The sequence below is a fragment of the Arthrobacter sp. B0316-1-20 genome, assembly GCF_059091865.1.
Genome location: NZ_JBNHHC010000002.1, coordinates 161,336 through 179,955, shown reverse-complemented (window position 1 = coordinate 179,955; position 18,620 = coordinate 161,336). Strand labels below are relative to the sequence as shown.

The 18,620-nt window shown below is 67.3% G+C and carries 14 protein-coding genes; 1 reads left to right on the top strand and 13 read right to left on the bottom strand.

Translation table 11 applies throughout. The features are described from left to right. Positions 1–57: 57 nt before the first annotated feature. The 5 genes from proB to AC5RW2_RS03775 form a co-directional block, all read right to left on the bottom strand. Positions 58–1,203: a glutamate 5-kinase gene (gene proB / locus AC5RW2_RS03795; protein WP_493962180.1), complete on the bottom strand. Its 1,146-nt coding sequence runs from the start codon at positions 1,201–1,203 to the stop codon at positions 58–60. Further along, positions 1,181–2,731 carry a GTPase ObgE gene (obgE, locus tag AC5RW2_RS03790; protein WP_493950658.1) on the bottom strand — a complete coding sequence of 517 codons (1,551 nt, stop codon included), beginning with the start codon at positions 2,729–2,731 and terminating at the stop codon, positions 1,181–1,183. The genes proB and obgE overlap by 23 nt, the downstream gene beginning before the upstream one ends. A gap of 126 nt (positions 2,732–2,857) precedes the next feature. Next, entirely contained in the window at positions 2,858–3,118 is a 261-nt protein-coding gene (gene rpmA / locus AC5RW2_RS03785) for a 50S ribosomal protein L27 (RefSeq protein WP_136785451.1), read from the bottom strand. Positions 3,119–3,171: 53 nt separating this feature from the next. Beyond that, entirely contained in the window at positions 3,172–3,480 is a 309-nt protein-coding gene (gene rplU / locus AC5RW2_RS03780; RefSeq protein ID WP_136785500.1) for a 50S ribosomal protein L21, read from the bottom strand. 379 nt (positions 3,481–3,859) lie between these two features. Beyond that, positions 3,860–7,798 carry an Rne/Rng family ribonuclease gene (locus AC5RW2_RS03775; RefSeq protein WP_494073697.1) on the bottom strand — a complete coding sequence of 1,313 codons (3,939 nt, stop codon included), beginning with the start codon at positions 7,796–7,798 and terminating at the stop codon, positions 3,860–3,862. Positions 7,799–8,216: 418 nt separating this feature from the next. Here AC5RW2_RS03775 and AC5RW2_RS03770 point away from each other — a divergent pair, with 418 nt between their 5' ends. After that, complete coding sequence (locus tag AC5RW2_RS03770) at positions 8,217–8,867, top strand: vitamin K epoxide reductase family protein (RefSeq protein WP_493950660.1); 651 nt, start codon at positions 8,217–8,219, stop codon at positions 8,865–8,867. Positions 8,868–8,942: 75 nt separating this feature from the next. Here AC5RW2_RS03770 and ndk read toward each other — a convergent pair whose 3' ends face one another. The 8 genes from ndk to AC5RW2_RS03730 form a co-directional block, all read right to left on the bottom strand. After that, on the bottom strand, positions 8,943–9,359 hold the full coding sequence (gene ndk / locus AC5RW2_RS03765) for a nucleoside-diphosphate kinase (protein WP_493941050.1): 417 nt from the start codon (positions 9,357–9,359) through the stop codon (positions 8,943–8,945). A 139-nt stretch (positions 9,360–9,498) separates the two neighbouring features. Then, positions 9,499–9,996: a DUF4233 domain-containing protein gene (locus AC5RW2_RS03760; RefSeq protein ID WP_493962182.1), complete on the bottom strand. Its 498-nt coding sequence runs from the start codon at positions 9,994–9,996 to the stop codon at positions 9,499–9,501. A gap of 8 nt (positions 9,997–10,004) precedes the next feature. Then, positions 10,005–11,357, bottom strand: coding sequence for a bifunctional folylpolyglutamate synthase/dihydrofolate synthase (locus AC5RW2_RS03755; protein ID WP_493962183.1), 1,353 nt, complete (start codon positions 11,355–11,357; stop codon positions 10,005–10,007). A gap of 13 nt (positions 11,358–11,370) precedes the next feature. Then, positions 11,371–14,661, bottom strand: coding sequence for an isoleucine--tRNA ligase (ileS, locus tag AC5RW2_RS03750; RefSeq protein WP_493962184.1), 3,291 nt, complete (start codon positions 14,659–14,661; stop codon positions 11,371–11,373). Positions 14,662–14,939: 278 nt separating this feature from the next. After that, a complete protein-coding gene (locus AC5RW2_RS03745) occupies positions 14,940–16,502 on the bottom strand; it encodes an HNH endonuclease signature motif containing protein (RefSeq protein ID WP_494073696.1) in 1,563 nt (520 codons plus the stop codon). A 320-nt stretch (positions 16,503–16,822) separates the two neighbouring features. Continuing rightward, on the bottom strand, positions 16,823–17,566 hold the full coding sequence (locus AC5RW2_RS03740) for an SDR family oxidoreductase (RefSeq protein WP_493962186.1): 744 nt from the start codon (positions 17,564–17,566) through the stop codon (positions 16,823–16,825). Between the two features lie 120 nt (positions 17,567–17,686). Beyond that, positions 17,687–18,004, bottom strand: coding sequence for a hypothetical protein (locus tag AC5RW2_RS03735; RefSeq protein ID WP_493962187.1), 318 nt, complete (start codon positions 18,002–18,004; stop codon positions 17,687–17,689). Positions 18,005–18,206: 202 nt separating this feature from the next. Further along, positions 18,207–18,575, bottom strand: coding sequence for a DUF488 domain-containing protein (locus tag AC5RW2_RS03730; protein WP_493950667.1), 369 nt, complete (start codon positions 18,573–18,575; stop codon positions 18,207–18,209). Between the last annotated feature and the right edge of the window lie 45 nt (positions 18,576–18,620).

Sequence of the window (18,620 nt, the reverse complement as noted above, 5' to 3'; positions counted from 1 at the left end):
CGCGAGGCACGACGACGGAGGTCACGTTACGCTTGCGCCTGCGGCCGGCGGCGTGGTTCAGAGCACCACCAGGTCGTCGACGTGGATGATTTCGCGTTCGTACTGCCGGCCCAGCGACGCGGCAAGTTCCTTGGTGGAGCGGCCGAGCATCCGCGGCAGTTCATAGGAGGAGAAGTTGACCAGTCCGCGGGCCACCACCCGGCCGTCGCCGTCGGCCAGTTCCACCGGATCCCCGGGTTCGAAGTCGCCCTTGACGGAGACGATGCCGGCCGGCAGCAGCGACCGGTGCTTGTCCCGCACGGCCTGCACGGCGCCGTCGTCAAGCACCAGCCGGCCCTGCACGGAGGCCAGATGCGCCAGCCACAGCAGCCGCGGCGGCCGGCGGGTGCCGCTGACCGCAAACCACGTTCCCACGTCTTCGCCGGCCAGCGCGCGGGCCGCGTTCGGCGTGGACGTGACCAGCGCCGGGATGCCCGAGCCGGCCGCGATTGCGGCGGCCTCGACCTTGGTCATCATCCCGCCGGTGCCGACGCCCGCGGCACCGGTGCGGCCAATGTTCACGCCGTCCAAATCTTCCGGCCCGGCCACCAAAGGTATCCGCTGCGCGCCGTCCTTGGGCGGACCGTCGTAGAGCGCATCGACGTCGGACAGCAGCAGCAGCGCGTCGGCCTTGACTAGGTGGGCCACCAGCGCGGCCAGCCGGTCGTTGTCGCCGAAGCGGATTTCGTGAGTGGCCACGGTGTCGTTCTCGTTGACCACCGGCACGACGCCGAGGTGCAGCAGCCGGTGCATCGCCCGGTAGGCGTTGGCATAGTGCTGGCGGCGCATCAGGTCCTCGGCGGTCAGCAGCACCTGGCTGACGGTGATGCCGCGGGCGCCGAAGGCCTGCGTGTAGCGGGCCATCAACAGGCCCTGGCCCACGCTCGCGGCGGCCTGCTGGGTGGCCAGATCCCGCGGCCGGCGGCTCAGGCCCAGCGGGGCCAGTCCGGCGGAAATGGCGCCGGAGGACACCAGGATGACTTCGGTGCCGGCGTTGCGGCGGGCCGCCAGCACTTCCACCAGGGACAGCAGCGCCTCTTCGGAGATGCCGCCCGCCACCGAGGTCAGTGAGGACGAGCCGACCTTGACCACCAGACGCTCGGCCGTGGCCAGCAGGGTCCGGTCGGCCGCCGTCGCCGGCTCAGAGCTCATCGTCGTCGTCATGGTCTTCCTTCTCGGTCCAGACGCCTGACTTACGCTCGGCTTCGAGCTCGGCGCGGGTGGCGGCCCGGGCCTCCTTGCGCTCCTGGTACTGCTCCCGCTTCTCCTCGCGGGTGGGCCGGATGTATTCCATCAGGCGCAGGTCGGTGCCACGCGGGGAGGACAGCAGTTCGGCGCCGGCCGCCATGGTCGGCTCCCAGTCGAAGACCACTGCGTCGTCCTCGCCGATCACCACGGTGTCTCCCGGGCGCGCACCGGACTTGAACAACTGGTCTTCAACCCCCAGCTTGGCCAGCCGGTCGGAGAGGTAGCCCACGGCTTCGTCGTTGTTGAAGTCGGTCTGCTTGACCCAGCGCTCCGGCTTCTCGCCCAGCACCCGGAAGAGCGGTTCCAGGTTCTTTTCTTCGCGGCGGATGATGAAGCCACGGTCGTTCACGGACCGCGGGCGCAGCACGGCAGGTGCGACCTTCGGCGGGGCGGCCTTCACCGCGGCCCGCGCGGCGCTGACGATTTCGGCCATGGCGAAACCCAGCTGGCGCAGCCCCTCGTGGCTGGAGGCCGACACTTCGAAGACGCGGTATCCGCGCTTTTCCAGCTCGGGCCGGACGAACTCGGCCATGTCGCGGCCGTCCGGCACGTCCACTTTGTTCAGGGCCACCAGCTTGGGCCGCTCGTTCAGCGGGACCACATCGCCGTCGGCACCGGCGTAGCTCATATCCACCGCGTACTGTTCCAGCTCGCGTTCGATGATCGCCAGGTCGGAGAGCGGGTCGCGGTCGGCTTCCAGCGCGGCGCAGTCCAGCACATGCACCAGCGCGGCGCAGCGCTCCACATGGCGCAGGAAGTGGTGGCCCAGGCCCTTGCCCTCGCTGGCGCCTTCGATCAGCCCGGGCACGTCGGCGATGGTGAACCGGGTGTCCCCGGCCTGCACCACGCCCAGGTTCGGCACCAGCGTGGTGAAGGGGTAGTCGGCGATCTTCGGCCGGGCCGCGGACATCGCCGCGATCAGACTGGATTTGCCCGCGGACGGGAAGCCGACCAGCGCCACATCGGCGATGGACTTCAGCTCCAGGACGATGTCCCGCTCGTCGCCCGGAATGCCCAGCAGGGCGAATCCCGGGGCCTTGCGCTTGGCCGATGCCAGCGCTGAGTTGCCGAGCCCGCCTTGGCCACCGGCGGCGGCAACAAATTCGGTCCCCTCGCCCACCAGGTCGGCAAGCACGTCGCCGTTCTTGGTCTTGACCACCGTGCCGTCGGGCACGGGCAGCACCAGCGTGGCGCCGTTCTTGCCGCCCCGCCAGTCGCCCATCCCGGGACCGCCGTTGGTGGCGTGCCGGTGCGGGGCGTGGTGGTAGTCCAGCAGAGTGGTGGTCTGGGAGTCCACGCGCAGGATGACGTCGCCGCCATTGCCGCCATTGCCGCCGTCGGGGCCGCCCAAGGGCTTGAATTTCTCGCGCTTGACGGAGACGCAACCGTGGCCACCGGATCCGCCGGATACATGCAGGACTACCCGGTCAACGAATGTTGCCACGTGATCGATCTCCTCTTTGCCGGTGGGCCAGAACCGAAACGGCCCACCAGTGATTCTAGTCGGGTTAAAACACCAGTGAGGCGGACCGTCGGCCCGCCTCACTGGAAAGCTGTTTGCTGCTGGAGGTTACTCCGCAGCGGCAGCCACGATGTTTACGACGCGGCGTCCGCGGCGCGTGCCGAACTCAACGGCGCCGGCCTCGAGGGCGAACAGCGTGTCGTCGCCGCCACGGCCGACGTTGGCGCCGGGGTGGAAGTGGGTACCGCGCTGGCGGACGATGATCTCGCCGGCGGAAACTACCTGGCCACCGAAGCGCTTGACGCCAAGGCGCTGTGCGTTGGAATCGCGACCATTGCGAGTGGAGCTCGCACCCTTCTTATGTGCCATTTGTTTTGCCTACCTTTGTGTCTGAAGGAACGTTTGAAAAGTCAGCGGACCGCTTAGGCGATTCCGGTGACCTTGACCTTGGTCAGTGCAGAGCGGTAGCCCTGGCGCTTCTTGTAGCCGGTCTTGTTCTTGTACTTCTGGATGACAATCTTCGGACCGCGGAGATTCTCGACGATCTCGGCCGTGACCTTGACGTTGGCCAGGGCATCGGCTGCGGAGGTGACCTTGTCGCCGTCGACCAGGAGCAGAGCAGGCAGCTCGATGGTGCTACCGGCCTCGCCGGGGACGCGGTCAAGGGTCACGAGGTCTCCAACGGAAACCTTTTCTTGGCGGCCGCCGGCGCGGACAATCGCGTACACCACTTGGGAACTCACTTCTCTAGACGTTTATTACAGTTGTTGCTCGAATACGCAGGCACGCTATGACGGCCTGGAAAGCACTGTGCATCCGCGCCTGCGGGTGGAAACCCTTCGAAGGCGTACGCACCGAAGATCTAGATTACGCTATTGCGGCTATTCGCCGCAAACCAGCGGCTCCGGGAGTGCCGGAGGGGCCGTGCGTGATCCTTACCTGGCGCGAGCGGACAGGAATCCGCTCGGTCGCACCCAGTAATACTACTGCCGCTTCGCCCAGACGCGTGCATTTCCACTCCGCGACACGGCGGGCAACGGACCTTTTGCCTCCCAAACGCAGCACAGGCCGCGCACCCGAGGAGTCCGCGGCCTGTGCTGATGCGGGTTGCTACAGCTCCGAGGCGGGCACTCCCACACCCAGCACCAGCGGAGCGGCGGCTTCGGTCTTTCCTGCTGCCGCCTCGGCCAAGGCGGGCGCGGCCGGCGCGGCCGCGGCGTGCCGGTGGCCTCCGTTGTTCTCCGGGAAAGTGGACACATCCACGGTCTCCACCGGAGCGTCGGCAGCCCCCTGCGGGCTGCTGGCAGCACGACGACGGCGCGGCTTCCGCACCGGGGTGGTCGCCGGAGCCTGCGGCTCGGCGGCGGGCGCGGGCTGGACCTGCTCCGCCGGCACCGACGGCTCCGCGGCCTGGGCACGGCCTGCCGCGGCTGGTTCCGGAGCGGCTGCAGGGGCGGCCGGCTCCTGCTTCTCCACCGGCTTCTCCACCGGGGCAACCTTGTTGAAGGCCTCGGTCAGGCTCTCCAAGGTCAGCGACGGCTCTTCCCGGGCGGCCACCGGAGCGGACGTCGCCCGCGGGATGGCCACGGTTTCGCCGTTGATGTTCAGCACTCCGGCTCCGGCTTCCTCGGCGCCGGTCGCCGCCGGGGAAGCGGCGGCCGCAGCGATGCCGGAATCGTCGGCACGGCGCGAGCGGCGCTTGCGTCCGGAGGCAACAGGCTGGCCCTGCGCCGGCGCGGTTCCGCCGGCGGCCTCGGGCTTGCCGGCGGAGCTGGCTGCGGCGGCTGCTTCGCCGTCGTGCTGTTTGGCCTTGGCAGCCTCGGGGTGCTCCTCCGCCTCATGGGCGGCGTGGGCTGCGGCGGCGATAGTGGCCAGTGCCGCACGGGCGGCCTCGGCCTTGGCCTTGCGCTCGGCCTCGTCGTCCTGCCCCACCGCAGCCGGAGCCTCGGCGGTCTGCTCCTGCTGGCCCTGGCCGCGGCTGCGGCGCTTCTCGCTGCGCGACTGCCGTTCCGAACGCTTATCGATCCGGACCTGGTGGTGCTCGGTCGCGGCGCCGGTGCGGCGGTGTTCGACCGGTTCGTCGTGGGTGATCACGCCGCGGCCGGCGCAGTGCTCGCACTGCTCGCCGAAGACTTCCAGCAGCCCCGTGCCCATCCGCTTGCGGGTCATTTGCACCAGGCCCAGCGACGTCACCTCTGCCACCTGGTGCTTGGTGCGGTCGCGGCCCAGGCACTCGACCAGCCGGCGCAGCACCAGGTCCCGGTTGGATTCCAGCACCATGTCGATGAAGTCGATGACGATGATGCCGCCGATGTCCCGCAGCCGCAGCTGGCGGACCACTTCTTCGGCAGCTTCCAGGTTGTTCTTGGTGACGGTTTCTTCCAGGTTGCCGCCGGAGCCGGTGAACTTGCCGGTGTTGACGTCCACCACGGTCATCGCCTCGGTGCGGTCAATCACCAGCGAACCGCCGGAGGGCAGGAACACCTTGCGGTCCAGTGCCTTGTGGATCTGCTCGTCCAGCCGCTGGGCAGCAAAGATGTCAGTCTCCGACGTCCACTTTTCCAGCCGGTCCACCAGGTCCGGGGCCACGTAGGTGACGTAGGCCTCGATGGTGTCCCAGGCTTCCTCGCCGGAAACTACCAGCTTGGAGAAGTCCTCGTTGAATACGTCGCGGACCACCTTGATGGTCAGGTCCGGCTCCGCGTAGAGCATCTCCGGTGCCAGCGTCTTGGTGGAGCCGGCACGCGATTCGATGCCTTCCCACTGCGCGCGCAGCCGGTTGATGTCGTTCATCAGCTCTTCTTCGCTGGCACCTTCGGCCGCGGTGCGCACAATCACGCCGGCGCCGTCCGGAACATGTTCCTTCAGGATCTTCTTCAGCCGGTTGCGTTCCACGTCCGGCAGTTTGCGCGAGATGCCGGTCATCGAGCCGCCGGGCACGTAGACCAGGAAGCGGCCCGGCAGCGAGATCTGGCTGGTCAGCCGGGCGCCCTTGTGGCCCACCGGATCCTTGGTCACTTGGACCAGCACCGAGTCGCCGGACTTCAACGCCAGCTCGATCCGGCGCGGTTGTCCGTCCAAGTGGGCGGCGTCCCAGTTGACCTCGCCGGCGTAGAGCACGGCGTTGCGGCCGCGGCCGATATCAATGAAGGCCGCTTCCATGCTGGGCAGCACGTTCTGCACCTTGCCCAGGTAAACGTTGCCGATCAGCGAGTCCTGCTGCGTCTTGGACACGAAGTGCTCCGCGAGCACGCCGTCTTCGAGCACACCGATCTGGATCCTGTCGTCGCGCTGGCGGACCACCATCTGCCGGTCAACGGACTCGCGGCGGGCCAGGAACTCGGCTTCGGTGATCACCTGGCGGCGGCGGCCGGATTCGCGGGATTCGCGGCGGCGCTGCTTCTTGGCTTCCAGCCGGGTGGAGCCCTTAACCGATGCCACCTTGTTGCTGGGAGCGGTTTCGGCCACCGGGCGCGGGGCCCGAACCCGGGTGACCGTGTTGGGCGGATCGTCCTCCGAACCGCCGGTCAGTTCCAGATCGGCGTCGCCGCGGCGCCGGCGGCGACGGCGGCGCGAAGTCACGCCGTCCGTCTCCCCCACCGTGCTGTCTTCTGCGGATTTGGCGGCCTCGTCGTTCCCTTCAGTGCCGTCTGTCTCGCCGTTGCCGGCCTCGACCTCGGCGCGGTTGCGGGTGCGGCCGCGGCGGTTCCGGCGGCTGCGCCGGTGCCCGCCGTCCTCGTCTTCCTCCTCGGAGTCCGCTGCCGCGGCCGGTTCCTGCTTGGCGGCGGCGACGGCGGACAGGTCCGGCGCGTGGAAGAGCAGGGATACCGGCGAGGACGGAATGGTGAACGGGGCGTGCCCGGTCTCTGCTGCGTCGGTAGTTTCTGCCGTCGTTTCTTCGGCCTGCTCCGCTTCGGCGGCAGGCTCGGCTGCGGGTTCGGCTGCGGGGGCAGCCTGTTCCGCGGCGGCTTCCCCTGCTTCCGGGGCGGCGGAGGCCGCGGCCTTGGTGGAACGACGACGGCGGGAGGGCGCCTTGGCGGGCTGCTCGCCCGCTGCCTCGGTGCCGGCGGCCGGCTCGGCGGTGGCGGCTGGCTCGGTGGTGGCCTCGGCGCCGGAAGCCGTCGCTTCCGCAGCCACCGGCTCCTGCCCGCCGGCCGGGGCCTCGCCTTCGGCGGTGGTCAGTTCGGCTGCGGCAGCCTCGGTGCCCTGCGCGGCGGTGCTGCGGCGGGTCCGAGTGGTAGCCGCAGTACGCGTGGTCGCGGCAGTACGACGGCGGCCGGCCGGCTTTTCGGCCGACTCCTCCGCACCTTCGGCTTCCAGGATGCCGTCGGCATCGACGGGTTGCTCAACCGGCTGCTCGGCGCGGCTGCGGCGCTTGCGGACCGGCTTGCCCGCAGCTTCGCCATCAACCGGGGCCTCGATCTGCTCATTAGCCGGGTCCAAGACACCGTCCGGAGCGGCTCCGCCGGCAGAATCGGCCTGCTCGGCGGCCGGCTGAACGTCGGCGCCTTCCTGCAGTGCGGCTTCCTGGGCTGCTGCTTCGGCAGCCTTCTGGGCGGCAGTCTTGCGCGGCTGGCGGGTTCTGGTCTTGGCGGCGGGAGCCGCTTCGGCAACCGGGCCGGCAACGGGTTCGGCGGCGCTTGCGGCAGCAGTTAGCGTTTCCGCGGCAGACCCAGTTTCGGCAGCAGCGGCCTCTTGCGGCTGGGCATCCTGGGCGGCCGCAGCTTCCGCGGCCTTCTCGGCAGCGGTCTTGCGCGGCCGGCGCGTCCGGGTGGTGGCTGCCGGCACTTGTCCTTCCGGCTGGCTGCCGGCCGTGACCAGCCCGGCCAACTGGTCTCCTGCGGGAGACGCATCGGGACCCTGTGCAGCGGCGGAGGCACCGCCGTCGTTAGTGGAATCAGCGGGCGCGGAGGGCAGCTGAACGTCCAACTGGTCCTGCGGCGGTGCGGACACGGCGGGCTTGCGGCGAGGCCGCGGCGGTTTTTTGGCTGTTCCCTCGGGCGAGTCGGCCGGAGTGGAGGTAGCGGGCATTACCTGTTCATTGTCCATTTATAGTTATGCTCCAACCCTTGCGGCACCGGCCACATCCCGGTGCCCTCGGGGGCATGTAGCCGGGTATCCGGGTGCCTTGGGCTGCCCGTCACCGAAAGTCGTCTTGGTATCACCCGAGCTCGCGCCATCACGTGGGGCGCGGCACACCCGGGGACCAGCGGCGCTTTTCCGTCTGCCGTAACGTTCTCTTCACCGGCAGGGCCGCCTGGCGGATTCCCAGCGCCCATCCGGATTGATGGGCTCCTTGTTCGGGAAGCATCGCCGACGGACCTGGAAGCCTGTCGCTGGACCGGTAGCAGCATGTGGGGCCGCTATCAGCCACGATCATTCTCTCACACCGGGTCCGTTTTGGTGAGTATCAGCTGTTCGCTCCGGCGTAGAATCGAGCCAATTGCCCCCGAACTCGAGGAACACGGTGCATACCGACGCGCAACGCTCCACATCCCTGGCCGCTACCGCCTCCGGACACCGTCCGGACAGCGAGGTTCCCGGCATTGCCCGGGAAAAACCATTCGCCTGGTTGTTGCTGGCTACCGGTGTGTTCGGCTGGATCATGTCCGGCATCCTGGTGCTCGAGCGACTGGCCACCTATGCAGACCCGGGCCATGTGACCAGCTGCGACATCAACCCGTGGGTCTCCTGCGGCAAGGTGTTCCAGCACTGGCAGGCCTCGCTCTTCGGCTTCCCGAACCCGCTGATCGGCATCGTCGCCTTCGCCGTCCCGATCACGACGGCGGTGGCGATCCTTGCCGGGGCACGGTTCCGCCGCTGGTATTGGATCGGCCTGCAGAGCGGCGTCACATTGGGCTTCATCTTCGTCGTCTGGCTGTGGAGCCAGGCGCTCTACGACATCCACATCCTGTGCCTGTACTGCATGGGGGTGTGGGCCGCGATGATCGCGATGATGGTCCACACCACGGCGCGGAACCTGGCGCACGGAGTCATCAAGGCGCCCGCGGGCGTGGTCCGGTTCGCCGGCAGCTGGGCCTGGACCATCACGGCGCTGCTGTGGGTGGTGACCGCCGGGACCATTTTCCTGGCGTTCATCGAAGCGTTCCTGGGCTGACCAGCGCACGGTTCGTCTTAAATGGCCAGAGGCCGCGTCCCCGTCCGGGGCCGCGGCCTCTGTGCGTTGCACAGGCTAGGAGAACCAGATGCCGATCTCGCGCTCGGCGGACTCCGGCGAATCCGAACCGTGGACCAGGTTCTGCTGCACCTTCACGCCCCAGTCGCGGCCGAAGTCGCCGCGGATCGTGCCGGGAGCGGCAGTGGTGGGGTCGGTGGTTCCGGCCAAGGACCGGAAGCCTTCGATCACCCGGTGCCCCTCGAACACGGCGGCGGCAACCGGGCCGGAGAGCATGAACTCGACCAGCGGCTCGTAGAACGGCTTGCCCACGTGCTCCTCGTAGTGCTTTTCCAGCAGCTCGCGGGTGGCCTCCACCAGCTTCAGTTCGACCAGGGTGTAACCCTTGGCCTCGATGCGGGCCAGGATGCTGCCGGTGAGACCGCGGGACACGCCGTCGGGCTTGACCAGTACCAGTGTGCGTTCAACGCTCACAATTTCTCCTCTTTGCTTCACGATTAGCTCCAAAAACCCCGTTTCATCCTACGGGACGGGCCGGGAGCGCACGCCCGGGGCGGAATCGCCGTCCTCCGTCGGGCGGCGCGGCACCCGCGGCGCTACCGGGCAGCGCTGGTCAGCGGCTGTCGCCACCAGCGGTGCCGGCTTCGCCGGTTTCCCCTGGTGCCCGGGTTCCCCCTGCTTCCGCGCCGTGCTCGCGTTCCCAGGCTGCCTGCTCCGCATCGCGCTGCGCGTTCTCGCGGTCCAGTCGGCCGCCGGTGCGTACCGCGTACCACCAGGACAGGGCGAACAGCAGCCCGACCACGAACATCACCGGTTCGACGAAGCCGGTGGCGATCAGCAGCACTTGCAGTCCCCAGCCAATGGCGTAGCCGGACGGCCGGCGCAGCAGCGCGCAGCACAGCATCAGCAGGATGCTTAGGCCGATGCCGAGTCCCAGGATCAGCGCCGTCGGCACCTCGTCGCGGTAGAGCCCGAACACCACCAGCGTGGCGAAGAAGGCCACAAAGGCTTCCAGCAGCAGCACGGTGGAAGCGAACATGGTCTTGATCGAGCGCCGTTTCTTGGGCGTGTCCGGACGCCATTCGCGCTGGGCTTTGGTCAGTTTGGCCATGGATCTTGTTACTTTCCTAGCAGGATTCGGGCGTCGGCCACCAGGGTGATGGACCCGGTGATCAGTACGCCGCCCGAGAGGTCGTTGTTGGCTTCGGCCCGGCCGACGGCCCATTCGATGGCATCGTCCAGCCGAGGAGCAATGTGGACAGCATCTTCCGGGAAGCCGGCGGCCATGGCGTCCTCGGCCAACTGCTCGGCCGGAATGGCCCGGGGCGAGTTGGACGTCGTGACGCAGATTTCGTCGGTCAGGTCGATGAGCTGCTCGCGCAACTGCTGGAACAAACCGATGGCGTCCTTTTCCTGCAGCACGCCGACCACCGGGACCAACGTGGTGAAGTTGAACGCCTCCAGGATGGCCTGCGCACTGGCCTTCATTCCGTCGGGGTTGTGGGCGGCGTCCACAATGATGGTGGGCGCGGTCCGAACCACTTCCAGCCGGCCCGGTGACGTGACCTCCAGGAACGCCTCGCGGAGCACTTCGACGTTGAGCTCTTTCTCCCCGCCGCCAAGGAACGCTTCCAGCGCCGCCACGGCCACCGCGGCGTTCTGGGCCTGGTGCGCGCCGTGCAGCGGCAGCAGCAGATCCTCGTAGCGGCCGGCCAGCCCGCTGATCGTCAACTGCTGGCCGCCGACCGCCACCGCGCGCGACTCGACGCCGAATTCCACGCCCTCGAACCGGAACGGCACCTGCAGGTCCCGCGCCTGTTCCAGCAGCACCTCGGCTGCGTCCAGCGGCTGCGCGGCGCTGATCAGGAATCCGCCGCTCTTGATGATGCCTGCCTTCTCCCGGGCGATGTCCGCGGTGGTGTCCCCCAGCAGGTCCGTGTGATCCAGCGAGATCGGGGTGACCACCGAGACCTGGCCGTCCACCACGTTGGTGGCGTCGGTGATGCCGCCGAGGCCCACCTCGACCACCGCCACTTCCACCGGCTCGTCGGCGAAGATGGCGATGGCGAGGATGGTCACGCACTCGAAGTAGGTCAGCCGCGGTTCGCCCTCGGCATTCAGCTCCTGGTCCACAATGTCCAGGTACGGCCGGATCTCGTCCCAGACCCGCACAAACGTCTCGTCCGCGACCGGCTCGCCGTCAATACTGATCCGCTCGGTGACCTTGGACAGGTGCGGGCTGGTGTACCGGCCGGTGCGCAGTCCGTGGGCCCGCAGGCCGGCCTCAATGATCCGGGCCGTGGACGTCTTGCCGTTGGTCCCGGTCAGGTGGATGCTGGCGAACGCCTTGTTGGGTTCGCCCAGGATGTCCATCGCACGGTACAGCGGCTCCATCCGAGGTTCCATCTTGTTCTCCGGGGCGCGGCCCAGCAGTTCCGCGTAGACGCTCTCAACGCCGAATTCATCACTCATGGTCGGTACCCCTTCAGGATCCGGTTTTTTCCACGGACACGGCATCGCCGTCCCCGGCCACCAGGACCAGGTCCACGGTGAGGGTTTCCTGCGACACCAGCCCCTGGTGCAAGGTGAGCGCGTCGAGCACGGACTGGTCCGCCGTCACCGTGGTACGGATCCGGTCGCTGACTACCAGTCCGGCGTCCTTGCGGGCCTGCTGGATGGTGCGCACGTAGTCGCGCGCCACTCCCTCGGCCTCCAGTTCGGCAGTCACGGTGGTGTCCAAAACCAGGAACCCGCCGCCAGGCAGCATAGTGACGGCGGCACCCGCCGCGGCGTCCTCGGCGACCACCGTTTCCAGCGAGTATTCCGACGGCTCCAGTACCAGTCCCCCGGCGGTGACCACACCGGCGTCGTCCACCAACCAGTCACCGGACTTGGCCGCCTTGATGGCCTGCTGCACGTTCTTGCCCAGCCGCGGTCCAGCTGCCCGGGCGTTGACCACCAGCTTCTGCGAGATGCCGAACTCCTCCGGCGAGGCGTCGGCGGCGTCGATCAGCCGGACGGACTTGATGTTCAGTTCGTCCTGGATCATAACCGCGTACTGGCCGGAGAGTCGTTCGGCGCCCGGGACCACCACGGTCAGCGAGGCCAGAGGCAGGCGCACCCGCAGGCTCGCACCCTTGCGCAGGCTTGAGCCGGACGAGCATATCTGCCGGGTGGTGTCCATCAGTTCCACCAGCTCGGCCAACTGCGGGAACTCAGCGGCGTCGGGCAGGTCGGTCAGATGGACCGACCTTCCGCCGGTGAGCCCGCGCCAGATCTCCTCGGTCACCAGCGGCAGCAGCGGAGCGGCCATCCGGCACACGGTTTCCAGGGCGGTGTAGAGCACGTCGAATGCGTCCCGGTCCTCGTCGAAGAACCGTTGGCGGGAACGGCGGATGTACCAGTTGGTCAGCGTGTCCAGGTACTCGCGCAGCGCGTCGCAGGCACCGGAGACGTCGTAGGCGTCCAGCGCGGCGGTCATATCCCGGACCAGGTCGCCGGTGTTGGCCAGGATGAACCGGTCCAACGACTCCATCCCGTCGATCCGGGCGGTGTCGCCGAGGACGGAGACCGCCTCGTAGCCCGCACCATGGTTCGCGGAGTTGGTGTACAGCTTGAAGAAGTGCCAGACGTTCCACAGCGGGAGCATCACCTGGCGGACGCCGTCGCGGATGCCCTGCTCGGTGACGATCAGGTTGCCGCCGCGCAGGATCGGTGACGCCATCAGGAACCAGCGCATGGCGTCGGAGCCGTCGCGGTCCAGCACCTCGGACACGTCCGGGTAATTGCGCAGGCTCTTGGACATCTTCTGCCCGTCCGAGCCGAGCACGATGCCGTGGCTGATCACATTGCGGAACGCCGGCCGGTCGAACAGCGCGGTGGCCAGCACGTGCATGGTGTAGAACCAGCCGCGGGTCTGGCCGATGTACTCGACGATGAAGTCCGCCGGGTTGTGGCTGTCGAACCAGTCCTTGTTCTCCATCGGGTAGTGCACCTGGGCGTAAGGCATCGAGCCGGAGTCGAACCAGACGTCCAGCACGTCCTCCACTCGGCGCATCATCGACTGGCCGGTCGGGTCGTCCGGGTTCGGTCGGACCAGGTCATCGATGTACGGACGGTGCAGGTCCACCTCGCCGTCGTGGTTGCGCGGCAGGTTGCCGAACGCTTCCTCCAGCTCGGCCAGCGATCCGTACACCTCGCGGCGCGGATAGTCCGGGTTGTCCGATTCCCATACCGGGATGGGTGAACCCCAGAACCGGTTGCGGCTAATGGACCAGTCGCGGGCGTTCTCCAGCCACTTGCCGAACTGACCGTCCTTGACGTTTTCCGGGATCCAGTTGATCTGCTGGTTCAGCTCGACCATCCGGTCCTTGAACTTGGTGACCTCCACATACCAGGAGGAGATGGCGCGGTAGATCAGCGGCGTGCGGCAGCGCCAGCAGTGCGGATAGCTGTGCTCGAAGCTGGCCTGCCGGACCAGCCGGCCCTCGGCCTTCAGCACCCGGGTGATCGGCTTGTTCGCCTCGAATACCTGCATGCCGGCGATCTCGGCCAGCGGGCCCTCGGCGAAGGTGGACAGGAACTTGGCGCCCTCGTCCACGGATACGATCACCGGGATGCCGTGGTCCTCGCAGATCTTCTGGTCGTCCTCGCCGAACGCCGGCGCCTGGTGGACCAGGCCGGTACCGTCGGTGGTGGTCACGTAGTCGGCCACCACGATCTGCCAGCCGTTGCCGGTGCCCCACTTTTCGGCGTCCGTGTAGTAGTCCCAAAGCGGCTCGTAGCGCAGGCCGGCCAGCTGGGTGCCCGCGTAGGTGGCGGCGACCGCCTCGGTGGCGGCAGCGGCGTCGTCGTACCCCAGGTCCTTGGCGTAGGCGCCGAGCAGGTCCTCCGCCAGCAGGAACTTCTCCCCCGTTGCCTGCGTGCCGTGCGGACCGGCCGGCAGCACCACATAGCTGATGTCGGGGCCGACGGCGAGGGCTACGTTCGTGGGCAGCGTCCACGGAGTGGTGGTCCAGGCGAGCGCGTTAACGCCGGCCAGCTCCGCGGCCAAGGGGTTCTCCGAGCCTTCGGCAAGAATCGGAAAGGTGACCGTGACCGTCTGGTCCTGGCGCATCTTGTAGACGTCGTCGTCCATCCGCAGTTCATGGTTGGACAGCGGCGTCTCGTCCCGCCAGCAGTACGGCAGCACGCGGAAGCCCTGGTAGGTCAGGCCCTTCTCGTGCAGCTGCTTGAACGCCCAGATGACCGACTCCATGTACTCGACATTGAGCGTCTTGTAGTCGTTTTCGAAGTCCACCCAGCGCGCTTGGCGCGTGACGTAGTTCTGCCATTCGTCGGCGTACTTCATCACCGAGCTGCGGCAGGCATCGTTGAACTTGTCGATGCCCATGGCGAGGATCTGGTTCTTGTCCGTCATGCCCAGCTGCTTCATCGCCTCCAGCTCGGCGGGCAGGCCGTGCGTGTCCCAGCCGAAGCGGCGCTCGACCTTGTGGCCGCGCTGCGTCTGGTAGCGGGCCACCAGGTCCTTTACATAGCCAGTCAGCAGGTGGCCGTAGTGCGGCAGCCCGTTGGCGAAAGGAGGCCCATCGTAGAAGACAAACTCGTTCCCGCCGTCTTCGCCGGCGTCGCGGGCATCCACGGAGGCCTGGAACGTGCCGTCCTGCTGCCAGTATTTGAGCACCAGCTCCTCGATCTCGGGGAACTTGGGCGAGCTCTCGGCAGCGGCAGCGCCGGCAGTGGAGGCCTTGGGATAGATCTGTGGCATTTTCGTCATCCTGGAAAGACAGCTCGGCAAGTGTGGGTACTTCTGCGAGGACGTGTCCTGCTCCGGCGCACCGGTGCGGCCTGAAAAGCCGAACCTGCTGCCGGGCGGAACCCGCGGTACCACCTCACTTGCTGGCCTAATGCGCCGAAACCGGTGCAAAGGGACAGCCACTCGTTCGCTGCTGTGACGGGCTTACCCGTCCGGCTCTACTAGGCCCGCTGTTGCTATCTGGACCGTTCTTCCGGAAGCTCGCCGGTGATGGTCGGGTCAAAGCTTGTAGCTCAAGTTTAGGGCCACAGCGGCGTGACTGTCGAAACGCTGCGCCCTGCCGGCACATCCGGAACTTTGGTGTGCCAATATCGGTTGCGTCTTCTGCGGCGGCGCGGATCGATATAGCCGGGCGGGATGAACCAAGGGATGCCGTTCTGGACCTCGATTTCCCAGTCACCTTGTTCAACCAGGTCGTGGTGGAAAATACAGAGCAGCACACCGTTGTTCACAGTGGTCCGACCGCCCCGATACCAGGGCACGATGTGGTGGGCTTCGCACCAAACGGCCGGCATTGTGCAGCCGGGGAACGCGCACCCGCAGTCCCTGACGACGAGCGCCTTGCGAACCCCTGGGGTGAAAAACCGTGACGCGCGGCCCAGATCCAGGACCTCGCTCTGAGAACCTAGCACCACCGGAATGATGGACGCGTCGCACGCCAGTCTTCGTACAGTCTTGACCGAGACGGGATGGCCGAACACCGGATGCGCCGGTCCGCTTAACTCGCTGACCAGTTCCTGGTAACCGGTGGTGACCATGATTTGTGCCCGGTGTCCGCCGGTGGCCGGCAGCCTACCGGCAGACAAAGCCACCACGCACCCGGCCACCAAACCGGCCAACTGCTTCTGCGCGAACGACCGCGGATCCAACGTCTCAGCGTCCAGATCCGTCGACCCATCCTCAAACACGGCGCCTGTTGTCCCGGACATGGGAGCGGGCAAAAAGGCCGCAGTACCCGGCACCTCACCGCCTGCATCCACGGTGGCAGCTGTGGTCATGCCTGTGCCATTGCCGGCAGTCACGTTCTCCCCGGTCAGCCGCGGATTGGTCGCTGAATTCATCACCGTCGCCAGCGCCTGGTACTGAGCGTCATCGGCCGCCAAAGTGAAGTAGTGCAAGCCCCCGCGCCGTCCGCGATAAAACACGCCCTGCTTCGCGCGCAGCGCCGCCTCGGATGGCTCCTTCCCGTCGGCGTCGGCGGCCGCCTCCCACATTTTGGCGACCTTGCCCAAAACGTCCTGGTCGGCTTCCACTGCTTGAAGCACCAGCGCCGACTCCATCTTCGACGCAGTGTCCATCCCGGCAGTCGGACGCACCCGTGCCACGGCATCTGTGATCAGTGACGCTGCCCTGCTGGCAATGCGGCCCTCCGCGAGCGCTTTACCAAGCACCGGTAGCTGGACACTGCCCAGTTCCCCGGAGGCCAGCCGCCCGGCGAGCGCCGCCTGACCGACCCTGATCCGCCGCTTGGCCTCGCCTGCACTAATCCCGAGCCGGGCCCGCAGATACTCCGCATTCGTTCGGAACTCAGTGCCCCGGCCGGCGCTGCCGCCTTTTGCCGGGGCTTCGGCTCCCATTGCCTCCGCGGGATCAGCCCACTTGGGCGCTTGCACGTCCACGTCCGTATCCGCACCTGCCGCAGAGACTGCGCCACCATCCGGTAATGAATCGGCACCGTGGCACTTAGCAGCAGTGCCTCCGAAGAGTCCGTCCCGCTCCCCGACGCTTGCAACATCGGCCCGCTCTACTGCCCAAGCGCCTGCAAGCTGGAAGAACTCCACGATCTTGGAGATGTCCTCCACGGCTGCCACCGTGGCCGCCAGTTCACTGGTGGACATGGCCTCCATTCCAGCCACGAAGCTACGGGCCTCGCTGGTCAGTTCGACGCGCACCCGAGCCAGGGAAGCAAGCATCCCGGGTTCCTGTTCGAGCGGTGCGATGGCCATGCATCCATTTTTCTTCGAAGACAGATTCGAAGCAATCGGATTCCTCAATTGTGTAGGGATAGTCGGCCTGGGTGGGCAGCGCGAACCGGTAACGGATGCCGCCTAGTCGGCAGCGCCAACCGGTGCGGACCCCGCCGGGCCGGCTATTCCGCGCTGTGGCCGGGCGCTCCGAACTCCTATTTCCTGATCAGCTTGTGCGCGGCCGCCTGTGCCACAGGGCGCATGACGATCTGGTCAAGGTTCACGTGGTGTGGAAGGTTGAGCGAATAAGCCACGACGTCGGCGACATCCTCGGCCAGCAGCGGCTTCTCCACACCGGAGTAGACATTGTCCGCCGCCGTCTGGTCGCCGCCAAGGCGGTTGAGCGAGAACTCTTCGGTCTGCACCAAGCCCGGCAGGATATCGATCACCCGCACATTGTGTTCGGCCTCTTCCAGCCGCAGCGTGCCGGCCATGGAATGCTGGGCGAACTTGGCGGCCACGTAGCCGCCGCCTCCTTCGTAGGCCACGATGCCTGCCGTGGAGGTCAGCAGCACTACCGAGCCTTCGCCGTTCTCCCGCAAGGCGGGCAGGAAAGCCTGGATCATCCGCAGCGAGCCGAGCACGTTGACGTCGTACATCTTCTCCCAGTCAGCGAACTTGCCCTCGGCGATCGAGTCCACTCCGAAGGCGCCGCCGGCGATATTCACTAGCGCGTCGATCCCGCCGTCCGCCAGCACCTCGGCCACCAGTTGGTCGACGGAGTGCTGGTCGGTCACATCGCCGGGCATCGCAACAGCACCGGTTTCTGCGGCGAGCGCGGCAAGCCTTTCGGCGCGGCGGGCCACCGCCACCACGCCCCAGCCACTGCTACGCAGTGCCCTTACGGTGGCTGCCCCGATACCCGAACTTGCTCCGGTTACTACTGCGCGCTTCGTCATAAAACCCAGCGTAACGGCAGACGCAGAGAGGCCGAAGGACCTTGACAGCGAATGCGAACACTCAGTGATGCGCCGCTGCGCGGGCCGGACCGGTGACGTGGCTCTTTTTGCCAGGCCGGCCTAGCGGCTGATGATGAGGGGCTTCACGGGCATCGCGCAAGACACCCGTTCCATGGTGTTAGCAGGAGGTTTTGCGGCGCGGTTGTTCCGGCCCGTGTCATCGCACCAGTCGACGTTATAGGGCATCGCCGTGACCGTGGCTTCGCCGGCCGCACTTTCGGTGGGGACCGTGAATGTATAGGTGAAGCCGCCGCCGTCGTTCATCGGAGCGGTTTCGCGCAGGACTTCTGCGCCGGAAGCGTCGGTCACCATCACTTCGATCTGGGCGTCGCTGCCGTACCGCGGGTTGCAGCCGGCGTCCGGCGCCGACACCGCCACGGTCTGCCCCGGACTCGCCTCCGTGGGGCTTACCGAATACTCCGGCGGCATGCACGGCGGCGCCGCGAACCCGGTGAAAGCCCCGCAGCCCGGCATGGCAGCGCCCAGAACCGCCGCACCCACCAACCCCAGAACGGCACGGCCCCCAGCACGTCTGCCCCCTGCAACAGGCGACCCGGGAGCCCCCATCCACCGGGCCATGTCAGCCGGCTTCCCCGCCGAGTTTTTCCAGGATCAGGTCACGCAGCACCGCCGCCTGGTTGTGCGTCTCATCCTTGGCGCCGTAAAGCAGGCAAAGCTTCGGATGCTCGCGGGCCAGTTCCAGCAAGCGCTGCAGCGCCTCGGAACCGTCCAGCTCCTTCCGGTACGCCACCGTAAACGCTGCGAACTTCTCGGGCTGGTGGCTGAACTCCTTGCGCAACTCGGCGGATGTTCCCGCTTCCTTCAGCCAGAGGTCCAGCCCTGCCTCATCCTTCTTGATGCCTCGTGGCCAGATCCGGTCCACCAGTACGCGGTAGCCGTCGCCGTCGTCGGCCGGTTCGTAGACCCGTTTGATCTGCACGTCCGTCATAGCCGCATGCTACGCGAGGCGGGCCGAGGCAGGTAGGTTGCACCG